We start from the raw sequence: 15,427 nt of genomic DNA, 5'->3' as shown, positions 1-15,427 counted from the left end.
CCACGTCATCCCGACGACGCGCCCACCGGGGAGTCACCCTCGTGCTGGTCGCGCCGCATCCCGGGCAGCGTGCCGTCGGCTCCGGCGGGGGCCGCTGTGACCACCAGGATCTCGTCGTCGGCGGCCCAGACACGCCGTTCGGTCCTGCCGGGGCACAGGGTGACGCCGTCGGCGTCCGCGCCGGCGCGGTAGCCGATCGCGGACTCGCCGCGGTCCAGGGCCGCCGCCGCGACCGTCGCGAACGACGCCTCCCGGCCGGGCCGAACGTAGTGCCCGGCGGGGCGCAGGGCCAGGGCGCCGCCCCGGACGGCGAACACCTCGTCGAACACCGCGGCGAGGGCGGGGTCGTGGGCGATCTGCGCCAGCAGCAGGCCGGTCAGCTCCCCTCGGACCACCACGTCGGAGGCCGGGCCCAGCGGGGCCAGCGCCCGGTTGCGCGAGTCGCACAGCTCGGCCACGACCGGCAGCGGCCGGCCGGTGTCCTCCTCGATCGAGCGCAACGTCAGCAGGGTCAGCAGGACCCGGTCGTCGGGCCTCTCGGGGCCCGCTCCCGTGTCGGGGCCCAGCACCAGGACGCTGTCGTAGCCGAACACGTCGAGGTCCCGCAGCGTCTCGGGGCAGAGCGGGTCGCCGACGTGGTGGACGATCTCGAGCCGTCCGGCGTCCGGCAGGGCACCCGGGTCCGGGCCGCCGGTGAGCACGTGCAGGACGGATCCCGGCCGGGCGGTCCGGCGCAGGACGTCCACGACCAGGGGCGCGCGGCGGTTCCAGCCGAGCAGGAGTGTCCGTGCGGGCTCCTGGGGCTGCGGTCCCGGCGCGGCGACGGCCGAGGGGTCGACGTACGCGCGGCCGTCGAAGGCCGGGACGGCCGTGTCGTCGTGGGCGACGACGACCAGGCGGTCCCGGGGGCCCACGACGGTCTCCGGCGGCGGGGTGAGCAGCGGGCGGCCGTCGGCAGGCAGGAGCCCGACGACGCAGGCCGTCTCGAAGCGCAGGGCGAGCTCCGCGAACGGGGTTCCCGCTGCCTCCGGGACGTCCAGGACATGGAACTCGGCTCCGGCGAAGTCGAGGAGGTCCCGCAGCGCGGCCGGCAGCCCGGGGCTGCGGGCCGACTGCACCAGCAGCCGGGCCGTGGTCAGATCGGTCTCCAGGACCGTGCCCCGCGGGCCGGCCGCCAGCCGCGCGGCCGGCAGATACCGCCGGTCGCGCAGCGCGGCAAGCACCGGCGGCCCCGGCTCGTCCCCGCACACGGTCCGCAGTGCCAGCAGGACCCGTACGACCTCCAGGTCCGCGTCGGCACGCTCCGACGGGAGAAGCAGTACCGAGGCGGCGGCGGCCGGGTTCACCAGTGCGAGCGCCCCGGGGTCCGTCGGCGATCCGGTACGGCAGACCAGCCGGACGTCGACGAGGTCGCGCAGCCCGGCCCTGAGCGCCGTCTCCGTCTCGGCCGGGTCCCGGTCGGCGAGGACGGCGATCACGGCCGGTCCCCGGCCGGCGCGGGCTGCGGCCAGCTCGCCGACGACCGTGTGGATCTGGTCCGCCCAGCCGAGCACGACGACGTGGTCCCGCTCCAGCACCGTCGAGCGGCCCCTGCGCAGTTCCGCCAGCCGTTCGCCGAGGCCCGTGGTGATCACACCGATCAGGGTGGACACGCACAGCAGGGCGATCAGCCCGAGCAGCGCGGAGAGCAGCATGCGCAGCGGCGCGCCGGTCGCGCCGCCCAGGCGCAGGGTCTCGGTGCTGGTGCGCCACACGGCGGTCAGACGTCCGGGCAGGGTGCTCGGCGCGTTCGGGTCCGTCCACACCAGCAGGGCGCTCACCGGCACGACGACGGCCAGACAGCACACGGCCAGCCAGCCGAGCAGCGTGCCGGTGCTGCGGGCCAGTGTCGTGTCGAACAGATAGCGCGCCCTGTCGCGCAGCGAATCCCGCCGCCACCGCTCTGCCACCCACGCCCCCTACGGCCGACTCACGGTTCCCCGTCTTCTGAGCCGAAGGGTGTTGCTCCCACGCCCGCGACACGCCGAGCGGCCGGATCATTCATCCTTTCGGGAGCCGCGAGAGTTCCTTGCTGACACCGGACAGACCGGACCGGGACTCGACCGACGCGGAGGCGGCGGGAGGCGTTGTCATTCGGCGCCCACGATTCTCAGCGCGATGTCGCCGTACTGGTAGGCCAGTTGGTCGACGGAGAACTCGCCCCCGTCGTGGAACCAGCTGGACACGCCGATGCCCATGTCGAGGATCGAGTACGAGGCGATCCTGGCCGACCGCACCTGGAAGGCGCCCTCGCCGACGCCGCGCTCGATGAGTTCGCGGAAGCGCCGTTCGTAGTCGCTGCGGCGGCCGAGCACCCGCTCCTGGTCGGGCTGTTCCAGGCTGCCGATCTCCCGGTTGCCGACGAACGCCTCCAGGCGGTGGCGGGCGTGGTAGCGGATGTGCGCCTCCACCGCGCGGCGCAGCTGCTCGCGTGGCTCGCCGACGACATCGCCGCCGCCGACGGCGGCGATGTTGTCGGCGATGAGCTGCTCCATCGTGCCGACCATGATCTCGGCCAGCAGCTCGTGCTTGGAGGCCACGTGCTTGTAGAGGCTCGGCCCGCGGATGCCGACGGCCGCCCCGATGTCGCTCATGGTGGTGGACCGGTAGCCCTGCTCGGCGAAGAGGCGCAGCGCGGCCTGCCGGATCGCCGACCGGCGGTCGTGCACGGGCACCCCCTCCGCCCGCACGGGCCGGTGCGCCCGCTCGTACGGTCCTCCCTGGGCTGAACTCAACCGGACTCCTGAAGCTACTGGTTATTAGCCGACCCCGTCACGCCTGAGCAGCCACTATAGCCGAGACCCTTGACACGTGGGCATCCTCGGGCATGTCATGGCTAATGGTCAGTAGCCAATCTCGGGAGTGAATGTGGCCATCGGGTTCGACATCGACGAGAGGGTCGCCGACCTCGCACGGCGCACCACCGAGTTCGTACGGGACGTGGTGCTGCCCGAGGAGCAGGCCTGCGACGGGAACGTCCACGCCGGGCCGGAGCCGCTGCGCCGGAGGCTTCAGGAAGCGGCCCGTGCTGCGGGGGTGTTCGCTCCGCATGTCGGCCCGGAGTGGGGCGGCCTCGGCCTCGACCTGTGCGGGCAGGCGGTGGTGTTCGAGGCGGCCGGCTACTCCCTGCTGGGGCCGCTCGCGCTGAACTGCGCCGCGCCCGACGAGGGCAACACCCATCTGCTCGAAGTGGTGGCCACCGAGCGGCAGAAGGAGCGGTATCTGCGCCCGCTGGCCGCCGGTGAGGTGCGGTCCTGCTTCGCGATGACCGAGCCTGCGCCGGGCGCCGGGTCCGACCCGCGGGCGCTCGCCACCACCGCCACGAGGACCGCCGGCGGCTGGCGGATCGACGGCCGCAAGTGGTTCATCAGCGGTGCGGACGGGGCCGCCTTCGCGATCTGCATGGCACGCACCGGCGGCGGCCCGGGAGACGCGGGAGGCGCGACCATGTTCCTGGTCGACGCGGACAACCCGGGTCTGAAGATCGTCCGGAACATCGACACGCTGGACCAGGGGCTGTTCGGCGGGCACAGCGAGGTCCTCTTCGAGGGCTGCGAGGTCGGCGACGACGCGGTCCTCGGCGAGGTGGACCAGGGGTTCGCCTACGCGCAGGTGCGCCTGGGCCCCGCGCGGATGACCCACTGCATGCGCTGGCTCGGCGTCGCGCGGCGGGCGCAGGACGTCGCCCTGGAGCGGGCGGCGGCGCGGTCCGCGTTCGGCCGGCCGCTGGGCGACCTCGGCATGGTCCAGCAGATGCTGGCCGACTCCGAGATCGACATCGAGGCCGGCCGGGCGGTGCTGTGGCGGGCCTGCTGGGAGCTGGACCAGGGCCGCTCGGCCGCGCAGCACACCTCGATCGCCAAGACGTACGTCTCCGAGGCGGTGGGCCGCGTGGTCGACCGGGCCGTACAGGTGTGCGGCGCGCTCGGCATCTCGGGCGACGCCCCGCTGTCGCGGCTGTACCGCGAGGTGCGTCCCTTCCGTATCTACGACGGCCCGTCCGAGACCCATCGCTGGGCCATCGCCAAGCGCGCGGTACGCGCGACGCGGGAGCGGGTGGACGCGCGGTGACCGCGTCGGAGACGGCCGTGGTCGGCGTCGACCTGCCCGCGCTGCGACGGTACTTCGAGCGCCATGTGCCGGAGTGCGCGGGCCGGCTGTCGGTCCGGCTGCTGCAGGGCGGGCGGTCCAACCTCACGTACGAGGTGACCGACGGGACACACCGGTGGGTACTGCGCAGGCCGCCGCTGGGGGTGCTGACGCCCACCGCGCACGACATGGACCGGGAGTTCCGCGTGGTCGCCGCGCTCGGCGGCACCGGCGTACCGGTCGCCCGGGCGGTGCTGTCCTGCACGGACCCGGAGGTGATCGGAGCGCCGTTCTCCGTCGTCGACTTCGTGGACGGCGTCGTACTGCGCGACGGAGACGCGGCCGCCGGGCTGCCGCCGGCCGAGGCGCGGCGGGCCGCCGACGCACTCGTGGACGCCCTGGTGGCCCTGCACGCGGTCGACGCCTCCGCCGTCGGACTCGGCGACTTCGGCCGCCCCGACGGCTATCTCGAACGCCAGGTCCGGCGCTGGCGCGGGCAGTGGGACAAGGTCGCCACGCGTACGCTGCCCGAACTCGACGAGCTGTACGGCCGGCTGGGCCGCGCGCTGCCCGCGAGCGGACCGTCGGCCATCGTGCACGGCGACTACCGGCTGGACAACACCATCCTGGCGGCCGGCGACTACGGGCGGATCGCGGCGATCGTCGACTGGGAGATGGCCACGCTCGGCGATCCCCTCGCCGACCTCGGGATGCTCCTCATGTACTGGGATCCCACCTGCGAGCCGGTCCTCGGAGCCCGCCACGTCCCGACCGCCAACCCCGGCTTTCCGCCGGGCCACGAGCTGGCCGAACGGTACGGCGAGCGGTCGGGGCGGGACGTCGGCGCCCTGCCGTACTACCGGGCGCTGGCCTGTTTCAAGCTCGCCGTCATCGCGGAGGGCATCCATGCCCGCTTCCTGTCGGGGCAGACCGTGGGCACCGGCTTCGACCGGGTCGGCTCGGCCGTGCCGGCGCTGCTGCGCTCGGGGCTGGAACTCCTGCCCCGACGGCCCTGACAGCCATGGCGGGCATGACCGGCACGACCGGCAACACTCGGGACGAAGGAGGAACCGTGCACGACAGACTGGCCGGACAGATCGCCCTGGTCACCGGCGCGACCGGGGGAATCGGCGATGCCGTGTCGCGGCGGCTGGCCGCCGAGGGTGCCACGGTGGTGGTCACCGACGTGGACAAGGACCGCTGCGCCGAGCTCGCCGGGCAGCTGGAGGCCGACGCGGCGCGGGCGCTCGGGCTCGCGCTGGACGTCAGCGACGAGGACGCGTGGCGCGGGGTCGTCGAGCGGGTGGTCGGCGAGCTGGGCGGACTGACCGTGCTCGTCAACAACGCGGGCATCGCCGAGATGCGGACCGTGGAGACGGAGACGCGGGAGTCCTGGGACAAGGTCATCGCCGTCACCCAGGGCGGGGTCTGGCTCGGCATGAAGCACGGCGGCCCCGCGATCGAGCGGTCCGGCGGGGGCTCGGTCGTCAACATCGCGTCCATCTTCGGCACCGTCGGCGGCTTCGGCAGTCAGTTCTCGTACCACGCGGCCAAGGGCGCGGTGCGGTTGATGACGAAGAACGCGGCCCTGCACTGGGCCACGCGCGGTGTCCGGGTCAACTCGATCCACCCCGGCTTCATCGAGACACCCCTCTCGCGCGAACTGTGGCGGGGCACACCCCGGCACACCGCGATGATCGAGGGCACCCCCATGGGCCGGCTCGGCAGGCCCGACGAGGTCGCGGGGGCGGTGGCGTTCCTCGCGTCCGAGGACGCGAGCTTCGTCACCGGCTCCGAGCTGTACGTGGACGGCGGCTGGACGGCGCGCTGACGGGGAGGGGGCACGACCTGTGCCCCCTCGTTCCTCACCGCACGCGCGTGTACTGGTTCACCCCGTCCACGAAAAGCACCGTGGCCCGGCCGCGCAGCACGAGGACATCCAGGTGCGCCGCGGTCTCGTTGACCGCGAGCATCTGGTTGAACGGGTTGAGTTCGGCGAACGGCACCTCCCGGCGCGTCCAGCCCAGTTCGCGCGCCACGGCATGGGCGTCCAGGGTGTCCTCGCCCAGCGCCGTCAGGCTCTTGGCGAGCCGGTTGTCGTGGTGCGTGAGCAGCTCGGCGACGCGGGTGTGGGCGCTGTCCGCGACCGGTCCGTGCGCGGGCAGCAGCCGGGCGTCGGCGTAGCGGGTCATCAGCCGCAGCGAGTCCAGGTAGTCGGCGAGCGGCCTGCCGCCCGGTTCGGCGAGTTCGAAGCCGATGGACGGGGTGATGTGCGGCAGCACGTGGTCCCCGGAGAACAGCAGACCGCGCTGCTCGTCCAGGTAGACCACATGTCCCTTGGTGTGCCCGGGAGTCGGTACGACGTGCAGCGCGTGGTCGCCGAAGCGGAGGGTCTCCGCGCCGAGCCACCGGTCGGGGGCCTCCCACACGCTCGGGTCGTAGCCGCCGTGGTGCATCGCCGCGATGCGGTCGGCGAGTTCGGCCGCGCCCGCCCGGCGCAGCGTCTCCAGTGATCCGGCGGGTTCGTCGCTGCGCAGCCGGTCGAGCATCTCCAGGCCGGGCCGCTCCCCCGCTCCCAGGTACACCCGCGAGCCCAGCAGCCGGCGCAGCTCCACGGCGTTCGTGTAGTGGTCGCGGTGGATGTGGGTGACCAGGATGTGGCTGATGTCGCCGAGATCGCGGCCGATGGCGGCGAGCGCCTCCTCGAGCACCTTGCGTGCCTCGGGTATCGCCCAGCCGCCGTCGATCATGACGATCCCGTCGTCGTCCGCGAGATGCTCCAGCAGATAGACGTTGACGGCGTGCAGCCCGTCGTTGGGCAGGGGAAGGGGAACGCGGTGCACTCCGGGCTGTACGGTCTGGACTCCGGACGCTGCCCACGGGCCCTGGTCGAACCGCGCTGTCGTCATGTCTCTCTCCTGCTGGTGGTGTGCTGCTGGTGGTCGGGTACGCCCTCGGGTCAGGTCGACTCGGGCGTTCTCGCGCGCAGCCGGTGGGCCAGTGCGCGGGCCCCGGCCCGGTCGAGCTTGCCGACCTTGGTCTGGGGCAACTCCTCGACCTCGTACACGAATTCGGGCCATTTGGTCTTGGACAGTCCGACGCTCTCCAGGTGTCCGGTCACCTCCGTGAGGTCGATGCCGGCGCCGTCCTCGGTGACGACGAGCAGCGCCACCCGTTCGCCCAGTACCTCGTCGGGCACGGCCGCGACGCACGCCCTGGCCACCCGCGGGTATCCGGCGACGGCCCGTTCGATCTCGGTGATGTCGATGTTGCGGCCGCCGCGGATGACGATGTCCTTCTCGCGGCCCATGATGCTGACGGTGCCGTCCTCGTGGGTCATCAGCAGGTCGCCGGTGGCGAAGTAGCCGTCGGCGGTGAGCTCCGGCGGCACGACCCCGCCGTCGCGGGCGTAGCCCAGGAAGAGCGAGGGACCGCGCACCTGGGCCCGGCCCGTGCCGCCCGGGCCGGTCCTGGCCCCGTCGGGGGTGAGGGCGCGCAGGTCCGTGCCGGGAAAGGGGCGGCCGTCCCGGCCGAGCCGGATCTCCTCGGGGTCCTCGGGCCGCGGTGAGGTGTGTCCGAGGCATTCGGACATGCCGAACACGCGGAGGATCCTGGTGCCCAGGGACCGTTCGGCGCGGCCCAGGGCGCCGCGGTCCATCGGGCCGCCGCCCACCGTGATCGAGCGGACCCCGGCCAGAACGCGGGATCCGGCTGCCTCGGCGCCCATCTGGAGCGCCATCGTCGGCACACACATGGTCCAGCGGACCTCGTTCTCCGCCATCCGGCGCAGCGCGACGGCGCGGTCCCACTTCGCCGTCAGGACGAGCGGGCCGCCGAGCAGGAGGGAGAGATAGACGCCGAAGCAGTATGCGGCCGTGGAGGAGAGCGGCACGATCGCGGCCACGGCATCGCCACTGGTCAGGCCATTGATGTCGATGGTGTTCAGGCCGGCGTAGCGCAGGGCCTCCTCGGACTGCACGACGCCCTTGGGCCGTCCGGTGGAGCCGGAGGTCAGTCCGATGAGAACGCCGCCCGACCACCGCGACACGTCACGCGGCCCGGGTGCCACCCGGCAGGTCCAGCCGTCGAGGACCGTGCCGGTGCGGCCGGGCAGCAGCTCGGGCAGCGCCCATTCGTCGTGCGCCGACGGTTCGGCGACGACGGCGTCCGGACGGATGTCCTCGAAGGCCGCGGCGAACTCGGCGGACGACGTGTGCCGGTTGACGACCGCGAGGACTCCGCCGGTCATGCCCGCGGCGAGGCTGCCGGCGACGGTGCGCCACGAGTTGTCCGCCTGGAGCAGGACGGTGCCGCCGGCGCCGTCCGGGAACATCGCGTCGGCGAGCCGGGCCGCCTCGGCCAGCAGTTCGCGTGCCGTATGGCTGCCGGTGTCGTCCACGACGGCGACGAAGTCCGCCTGCTCGGCCCTGCGTTGGAACTCCCGCACTACCTGTCGCATACCGCTACCGCTTCCTGGCTATGCCGTGCCGGCTTCCGTGGTGAACATCTCCGCCTCGTGCCCCATCACCGCGATGCGGCGGCCCTTCATGTCCCCGACCTGGGCCACCGCGTCCGCCCACTCCTGGCTCGCGAGGGCCGCCTTGAGGTCCTCGGGGGAGTCGAAGCTCAGCACGGAGAGCCCGTCCCAGCCCTCGGAGCGGGGCTCCAGTGCCTGGTCGATCTCGGTGTGCCGCCAGGCGCGCAGGCCGGGCAGCCGGTAGGTCAGTTCGGCGTGGTCGCCGCGCCACCAGGCGATGAACCGCTCGTGCGTCCAGTCCGGGGGCCGTGCGGCCAGCAGGACGAGGTTGTACATGGCTGTCCTCCAAACACGTTCGCGCGAATCACTTTCGAGCGAATCACTTTCGAGCGAATCACTTTCGAGCGAATCACTTTCAGTCGAAGCGGATCTGCGACGAGCGGCCGATGAGCAGCCGTTGCAGCCGCCCCTTCGCGTCCACCCGTCCCGCTGCCACGAAGCTCGCCTCGGGGACGCCCGAGCGCCGTACCTCGCCGAGGAAGAGTTCGTCCTGGCCGAGGGTGGTCGCGGACAGCCGGTGGTGGGTACGGGTGCCCTTCTCGCGCTGCTCGAGGTAGCCGACCAGCGCGGCGCGGTCCCCGGCGAAGTCGGTGGCGTTGCCGTCGCCGGTGGAGAACAGGATGGAGAGCGAGAAGTCGTCGCTGATCAGGTCGAGGATCCTGGTCGGCTCGTCGCTGTCGAGGATCTCGAACCACGCGGTCAGGAAGGGGGCGGGTGCGGTGGAGGTGTCGGTCATGTCGGCTCCTTTACGACCTGTGTGTCGACGGTCATGGCCGTCAGTCCGCCCGGTCGATGAGGTCGTAGGTCGTGGAGAAGTACGACTGGTAGCGGGCCATCCGGCCGTCCGGGGTGACGACGGCGGCGGACAGGAAGGACCCGACGGTCTTCCCGGCCTCGGTCACCACTCCGTACACGGTCTCCAGATCGCGGTCGGAACTGGAACGGAGGATCTCGTGGGACCGCTCGACGGCGTTGCGGCCGGCGATGTACGCGGCGAAGTCGTCCTTGGAGTGTCCCGTCGCCTCGCCGCCCGGGAGGGCGATGAGAAAGCGGAAGTCCGGTTCGAGCAGGTCGAGCGCCTGCTCCGGGTGATCGCTGTCCATACGTGCCATGTAGGCGCGCAGCACACCGGCCATGAGTGAACCTCTCTCGCAGTACGGTATTCGGTGCGGGTTATCAGTCAACCTGAGTTCAGTTCAGTTCAGCTCGATGGAAATCTTAATGCGGTGGTCACACACCTGGCAATGGTCATGCGGCACGGCCCCCGACGGATGTCCGTCGGGGGCCGGAAGGGGGCTGCGGGGCAGGAGCGCCGGGGGTCAGCCGGCGACCATGCGTACGCAGGCGCCCTCGATGAGGTCGCTGATCTCGGAGAGCGGCGTCGGCCCCGAGGGCCGGTACCAGCGCCACACGCTGACGATCAGGCCCAGCACGCTCGCGCCGAGCAGCTGGGCGTCCCGCAGCGGGAAGGCGCCCTGCGCCATGCCCTTCACCAGCAGGTTCATCCAGTCCCGCTCGACGACCTGGACCAGCTGGCGGGCTGCGACGCGCTCCGCCTCCTCGCGCTTGGAGCGGCGCGAGCCGGACAGCAGGTCCATGTGGTTCTGCAGGATGCGCATCTGGAGCACCTCCTGCGGGGAGACGTCGTACGCCGCGCGGACCGCGGCCCGCAGTGCCTCGACGGGGTCGGCCGCATCCTCGGTCGCCTCGACGAACCGGTCGTGGGACCGCTGCAGTTCGAGTCGCATGATGGTGAGCAGACAGTGCGTCTTCGACTCGAAGTAGTGGTAGAGGGCGGTCTGTCCGATGCCCACCCGCTCCGCCACGGTGGACCACTTGGTGGCCTCGAAGCCCGTCTCGCCGAAGCAGTCCACCGCGGCCGTGAGAATGGCGGCGCGCTTGGACCTCGGTCCTGCCTCCGGTTCAACGATCCTCGTCATGCTCCCTCTCCATGGCCGTCACCCACCGTGTGCGTACCCGAGAGTAAACCCAAGTTGAACTCAGTTGCCAACTTCGAGGACCGTCGCGTTGGCCATACCACCGCCCTCGCACATCGTCTGCAGACCGTAGCGCCCGCCGGTCCTGCGCAGTTGGTGGACGAGGGTGGTCATCAGCCGGGCGCCCGTGGCGCCGAGCGGATGGCCGAGCGCGATGGCGCCTCCGTACGCGTTGACCCTCGCGGGGTCGGCGCCGATCTCCTTCTGCCAGGCAAGGACGACGGAGGCGAAAGCCTCGTTGATCTCGACCAGGTCGATGTCCTCGATCGTCAGACCCGCTCTGGCGAGGACCTTCTCGGTGGCGGGGATCGGGCCCGTCAGCATATGGATCGGGTCGGAGCCGGTCACGGCCATGGTGTGCACGCGGGCCAGCGGGGTCAGGCCGTGACGGTTCACGGCCTCCTCCGAGGCGATCAGCAGGGCGGCGGCGCCGTCGGAAATCTGGCTGGAAACAGCGGCTGTCAGCCGGCCGCCCTCGGTGAGCGTCCTGAGTCCCGCCATCTTCTCGAGCGTGGTGTCGGCGCGCGGACCCTCGTCGGCGGTGAGTCCGAAGGCGGGGACGATCTCGTCGTCGAAGGCGCCCCCGGCCTGTGCGGCGAGGGCCCGCTCATGGCTGGTGAGCGCGAACCGCTCCATGTCCTCGCGGGAGACACCCCACTTCTCGGCGATCAGTTCGGCGCCCCGGAACTGCGACACCTCCTGGTCCCCGAAGTGTTCGCGCCAGCCGGCCCCGGCGTAGGGGCTGCCGAGTCCGGCCTGTTCGCCGACGGTCATCGGGCTGGCGATGGGGACGAGGCTCATCACCTCGACTCCGCCCGCGATCACCAGGTCGGCGGCGCCGGAACCGACCGCCTGGGCGGCGAAGTGCACGGCCTGCTGGGAGGAACCGCACTGCCGGTCGATGGTGGTACCGGGTACGTGGTGGGGCAGGCCCGCCGACAGCCACGCGGTGCGGGCGATGTTCCCGGTCTGGGCGCCTATCTGGCCGACGCACCCGAAGTACACGTCGTCGATCGCGTCGGGGTCGGCCCCGGTGCGCTCCAGCAGGGCGCGCAGCACATGGGCGCCCAGATCGGCGGGATGCACACCGGCGAGGGTGCCCCTGCGGCGGCCGACGGGGGTTCGGACGGCTCCGACGACGAATGCTTGCGACACGGTGGGCTCCCTTGATGTGTGGGTTCAGGTCCCGGGCGGGAAGTCGGGCGCCCGCTTCTCGAAGAAGGCGGCCACGCCCTCACGCCCCGCCTCGGAGGAGGCCGCGGCGGCGAGGGCCCGGGCCTCGCGGTCGAGGTGGGTGGTGAGATCCGAGGTGAGTCCGGCGGCGACGAGCCGGCGGGTGGCGCCGAAGGCGGCGGTCGGGCCGTGGCACAGGGCCCCGGCCGTCCGGGCGGCCTCGGAGGCGAGCCGTCCGGTGGGGACGACCTGGCTCACCAGTCCGATCGCGGCGGCCTCCGCCGCCGGTACCCTGCGGTTCGTCAGCAGCAGGTCCAGGGCCCGCTTGGGTCCGACGAGGCGGGGCAGCGACCAGGTCACACCGGCGTCGGGCGAGTAGCCGATGCCGGTGTAGGCGGCGGTGAACGAGGCGTCGGCCGCCGCGAGGGTCACGTCGGCGGCGGCCGCCAGGCCGATGCCCGCGCCCGCGACGGCTCCCTGGACGGCGGCCACCATGGGCGCGTCGAGCGCGGCGAACGTGCGCAGCGCGTCGTGCAGGGCGTCGGTCACCGCGAGGAGGTGCTTCTCCAGTGCCCCGCCGGAGAACCGGGCGAACTCCCGGAGGTCGCCGCCCACGCAGAAGGACCGTCCCTCACCGGTGAGCAGCACGGCCCGTACGGACGCGCGCTCACAGGCGCGGGCCGCGTCGAGGAGTCCGCGCGCCGTCGCGAGGTCGATGGCGTTGCCCGCCGCGGGGCGGCGCAGGGTGACATGGGCGAGGCCGTCGTCCCCGATGTCGGCGGTCACGGTCATCGCGCGGTCCATCCGCCGTCGACGGTGAGGACCTGCCCGGTGCAGTACGAGGACGCGTCCGAGGCCAGGAACAGCAGTGCGCCGTCGAGCTCGTGGGCGTCGCCGCCGCGGCCCAGCAGGGTGCCCCGTTCGACCCAGCGGCCGGAGCGGTCGTCGGCGAAGAGGTCCTCGGTCATCTCGGTGCGGAACCAGCCCGGGGCGAGCGCGTTGACGCGGGTGCCGTCGGCGCCCCACTGTCCGGCCAGCTCGCGGGTCAGGCCGATCAGTCCGGCCTTGGACGCCGAGTAGCTGGCGCCGCCGAGGGGCGCGGCGGAGACCAGGCCGAGTATGGAGGCGACGTTGATGATGCTCCTGCCACCTGCCGGGGCCGGCGCCTCGGCGGTGAGCCGCGCCAGGTGGAAGGGCGCGGTGAGGTTCACGCCGAGTACGTCGGCGAAGTCCTCCGGTGTCTCGTCGGCGGCGCGGGTGCGGCCCGGGGCGGCGGCGTTGTTGACGAGGACGTCGATCCGGCCGGTGCCGGCCAGCGCCGTCGCGGCCAGTCTCGTACGGTCGGCTTCGAGGGAGACGTCGCAGGCGACCGGGTGGATGCGGGCGTCGGAGTCGGCGAGTTCCTTGAGCCGGTCGATGCGTCGGGCGGCGGCGAAGACGGTGGCGCCGGCCTGTGCGAGGACGGTGGCGAAGCGGGCGCCGAGCCCCGCGGAGGCTCCGGTGACGACGGCCGTTCTGCCCTCGAGCGAGAACAGGTCGATAGCGGTTCGCGGCGGCGCGGTCACTCGTCCACCCCGATCGGCAGGGCGGTGGCGCCGCCGTCGAGCACCAGGGTCTGGCCCGTCATCCAGGAGGAGGCGTCGGACGCCAGGAACAGGGCCGCGTTCGCGACGTCCTCGACCGTGCCGAGGCGGCGCAGCGGCAGCTTGGCGGTGAGGATCGGCTCGCGGACCTCCCATACGGCGCGGGCCAGTTCCGTTTTGATCAGTCCGGGGGCGATGGCGTTCACCCGGGCCCGGGGCCCGAGTTCGTAGGCGAGCTGCCGGGTCATGTGGAGCATGGCGGCCTTGGTGGCGTTGTAGTAGCCGATGTGCGGGTCGACGATCAGTCCGCCCACGGAGGCGATGTTGACGACGGCGCCCCCGTGCTCGGCCATCCAGGCCCGCCAGGCGCAGCGCGTCCAGGCGATCATGCCGTACTGGTTGACGCGCACGGTCTTCTCCGCACGTGGCAGGTCCAGGTCGAGCAGGTCGCCGTGGTACGGGTTCGTCGCCGCGTTGTTGACGAGGATGTCGACCCGGCCGAAGCGGGACATGGTCTCCTCCACGCATGCCTCGGCCTGGTCGGGCTCGCCGGCGTTGGCCACGACGGTGTGGAGGCCGCCGTCGCCCTTGACACGCTCCAACTGCTCGCGCGCCTCGGCGAGTCCGGCCGGCTTGCGGGCCGCGATCACCACGTGTGCGCCGGCGGCGCGGTAGGCGGTGGCGATGCCCAGGCCGATGCCGCGGGATCCGCCGGTGATGACGGCCACCCTGCCGTCGAGGGTGTTGCCGCTCACGCTGTCCCTGCCTTCATCTGGGCCTTCTCCTGGGCCTTCGTCTGGGCCTTCTTCTCGTACTGGGCGAGTTCCTGACGGGCCACCGTGCGCAGGTGCACCTCGTCGGGGCCGTCGGCGATCTTCAGCGCGCGGGTGACGGCGTACAGCCGGGCCAGCACGGTGTCGTCGCTGACCCCGGCCGCGCCGTGTGTCTGGACCGCGCGGTCGACGACCCGGTGGGCGACGTCCAGGGCCGCGACCTTGATGGCGGCGACCTCCATGCGGGCCGCGGCGTTGCCGACGGTGTCCATCAGCCACGCCGACTTCAGGACCAGCAGCCGCAGTTGCTCGATCTCGATACGGCTGCGGGCGATCCACTCGCGCACCACGCCCCGTTCGGCGAGGGGCCCGCCGAAGGCGACGCGTTCGGTGGCGCGTTCGCACATCAGCCGCAGGGCGCGCTCGGCGAATCCGACGGCGCGCATCGCGTAGTGCATACGCCCCGGCCCGAGCCGCCCCTGGGCGAGGGCGAAGCCCTCCCCCTCCCCGACGAGGATGTTCTCCACCGGCACCCGGACGTCCTCGAAGAGCACGTCGCCGTGGCCGAGCCGGTCGGTGTAGCCGAACATGGGCAGATCGCGCAGGACCGTGATGCCCGGGGTGTCCCGGGGGATGAGGAGCATGCTCTGCTGTCGGTAGGTGGGCGCGTCCGGGTCGGTCTTGCCCATCAGGATGATCAGCCGGCAGTCGGGGTCGAGGATCCCGGAGGTGTACCACTTGCGGCCGTTGACGACGTAGTGGTCGCCGTCGCGGGTGATGCGGGTGCGGATGTTGCGGGCGTCCGAACTCGCCACCTCGGGTTCGGTCATGGCGAAGCAGGACCGGATCTCTGCCGCCAACAGGGGCCGCAGCCAGCGCTGTTGCTGGGCCGGCGTGCCGTACAGGGCGAGCAGTTCCATGTTCCCGGTGTCGGGCGCCGAGCAGTTGAAGACCTCCGGACCGATGATCGAGCGGCCGGCCAGCTCCATGAGCGGCGCGTATTCGAGGTTGGTGAGTCCCGCGCCCCAGTCGCCGTGTGCCATGAAGAGGTTCCACAGGCCCTCGGCGCGTGCCTTCTGCTTCAGCTCCGTCATCACCGGCGGCAGGGCGTGCGGGTCGTCCGCCTCGGCGAGCTGCCGGTCGTAGACGGCTTCGGCGGGGAAGACGTACTCGTCCATGAACGACCGCATACGGTCCTGGAGTTCACTCGCCCGTGGCGAGAAGGCGAAATCCACG

At 72.3% G+C, this 15,427-nt stretch carries 16 protein-coding genes; 3 read left to right on the top strand and 13 right to left on the bottom strand.

Annotation, left to right across the window (positions count from 1 at the left end; all coding sequences use genetic code 11):
* Nucleotides 1-5: 5 nt before the first annotated feature.
* On the bottom strand, nt 6-1,949 hold the full coding sequence (locus ACFPIH_RS31330; RefSeq protein ID WP_381175882.1) for a CASTOR/POLLUX-related putative ion channel: 1,944 nt from the start codon (nt 1,947-1,949) through the stop codon (nt 6-8).
* 180 nt (nt 1,950-2,129) lie between these two features.
* Nucleotides 2,130-2,774 carry a TetR/AcrR family transcriptional regulator gene (locus tag ACFPIH_RS31325; protein ID WP_381175879.1) on the bottom strand — a complete coding sequence of 215 codons (645 nt, stop codon included), beginning with the start codon at nt 2,772-2,774 and terminating at the stop codon, nt 2,130-2,132.
* A gap of 133 nt (nt 2,775-2,907) precedes the next feature.
* Here ACFPIH_RS31325 and ACFPIH_RS31320 point away from each other — a divergent pair, with 133 nt between their 5' ends.
* Genes ACFPIH_RS31320 through ACFPIH_RS31310 form a run of 3 tightly spaced genes read left to right on the top strand, consistent with a single transcriptional unit; the run spans nt 2,908 to nt 5,959 of the window.
* Nucleotides 2,908-4,110, top strand: a complete 1,203-nt coding sequence (locus ACFPIH_RS31320) for an acyl-CoA dehydrogenase family protein (protein ID WP_385877904.1) — start codon at nt 2,908-2,910, stop codon at nt 4,108-4,110.
* A complete protein-coding gene (locus ACFPIH_RS31315) occupies nt 4,107-5,144 on the top strand; it encodes a phosphotransferase family protein (protein ID WP_381175873.1) in 1,038 nt (345 codons plus the stop codon). Before ACFPIH_RS31320 ends, ACFPIH_RS31315 begins: the two co-directional genes overlap by 4 nt.
* A 56-nt stretch (nt 5,145-5,200) precedes the next feature.
* Nucleotides 5,201-5,959, top strand: a complete 759-nt coding sequence (locus tag ACFPIH_RS31310; protein ID WP_381175870.1) for an SDR family NAD(P)-dependent oxidoreductase — start codon at nt 5,201-5,203, stop codon at nt 5,957-5,959.
* Nucleotides 5,960-5,993: 34 nt separating this feature from the next.
* Here the strand turns inward: ACFPIH_RS31310 and ACFPIH_RS31305 are convergent, their stop codons facing one another.
* From ACFPIH_RS31305 to ACFPIH_RS31255, 11 genes are all read right to left on the bottom strand, one after another.
* Entirely contained in the window at nt 5,994-7,037 is a 1,044-nt protein-coding gene (locus tag ACFPIH_RS31305) for an MBL fold metallo-hydrolase (RefSeq protein ID WP_381175867.1), read from the bottom strand.
* Between the two features lie 50 nt (nt 7,038-7,087).
* Nucleotides 7,088-8,587 (bottom strand): class I adenylate-forming enzyme family protein, encoded by a 1,500-nt coding sequence (locus ACFPIH_RS31300; RefSeq protein WP_381175864.1) that lies wholly within the window; start codon nt 8,585-8,587, stop codon nt 7,088-7,090.
* Between the two features lie 18 nt (nt 8,588-8,605).
* Complete coding sequence (locus ACFPIH_RS31295; RefSeq protein ID WP_381175861.1) at nt 8,606-8,941, bottom strand: EthD family reductase; 336 nt, start codon at nt 8,939-8,941, stop codon at nt 8,606-8,608.
* A 79-nt stretch (nt 8,942-9,020) separates the two neighbouring features.
* Entirely contained in the window at nt 9,021-9,401 is a 381-nt protein-coding gene (locus ACFPIH_RS31290) for a hypothetical protein (RefSeq protein ID WP_381175858.1), read from the bottom strand.
* A gap of 40 nt (nt 9,402-9,441) precedes the next feature.
* Nucleotides 9,442-9,801 carry a nuclear transport factor 2-like protein gene (locus tag ACFPIH_RS31285; RefSeq protein WP_381175855.1) on the bottom strand — a complete coding sequence of 120 codons (360 nt, stop codon included), beginning with the start codon at nt 9,799-9,801 and terminating at the stop codon, nt 9,442-9,444.
* Nucleotides 9,802-9,984: 183 nt separating this feature from the next.
* On the bottom strand, nt 9,985-10,605 hold the full coding sequence (locus ACFPIH_RS31280; RefSeq protein WP_381175852.1) for a TetR/AcrR family transcriptional regulator: 621 nt from the start codon (nt 10,603-10,605) through the stop codon (nt 9,985-9,987).
* Nucleotides 10,606-10,665: 60 nt separating this feature from the next.
* Entirely contained in the window at nt 10,666-11,817 is a 1,152-nt protein-coding gene (locus ACFPIH_RS31275) for an acetyl-CoA C-acetyltransferase (RefSeq protein ID WP_381175848.1), read from the bottom strand.
* A 24-nt stretch (nt 11,818-11,841) separates the two neighbouring features.
* Nucleotides 11,842-12,639: an enoyl-CoA hydratase/isomerase family protein gene (locus ACFPIH_RS31270; protein ID WP_381175845.1), complete on the bottom strand. Its 798-nt coding sequence runs from the start codon at nt 12,637-12,639 to the stop codon at nt 11,842-11,844.
* On the bottom strand, nt 12,624-13,400 hold the full coding sequence (locus ACFPIH_RS31265) for an SDR family NAD(P)-dependent oxidoreductase (RefSeq protein WP_381175842.1): 777 nt from the start codon (nt 13,398-13,400) through the stop codon (nt 12,624-12,626). Before ACFPIH_RS31265 ends, ACFPIH_RS31270 begins: the two co-directional genes overlap by 16 nt.
* Nucleotides 13,397-14,173: an SDR family oxidoreductase gene (locus ACFPIH_RS31260; protein ID WP_381175839.1), complete on the bottom strand. Its 777-nt coding sequence runs from the start codon at nt 14,171-14,173 to the stop codon at nt 13,397-13,399. Before ACFPIH_RS31260 ends, ACFPIH_RS31265 begins: the two co-directional genes overlap by 4 nt.
* Entirely contained in the window at nt 14,170-15,426 is a 1,257-nt protein-coding gene (locus ACFPIH_RS31255; RefSeq protein WP_381175836.1) for an acyl-CoA dehydrogenase family protein, read from the bottom strand. The genes ACFPIH_RS31260 and ACFPIH_RS31255 overlap by 4 nt, the downstream gene beginning before the upstream one ends.
* Between the last annotated feature and the right edge of the window lies 1 nt (nt 15,427).

It is taken from the genome of Streptomyces vulcanius, from assembly GCF_042653945.1.
GTDB lineage: Bacteria > Actinomycetota > Actinomycetes > Streptomycetales > Streptomycetaceae > Streptomyces > Streptomyces mangrovi.
Note: the sequence above shows the minus strand (reverse complement) of the source record. Positions and strands in the feature narration are given on the sequence as shown.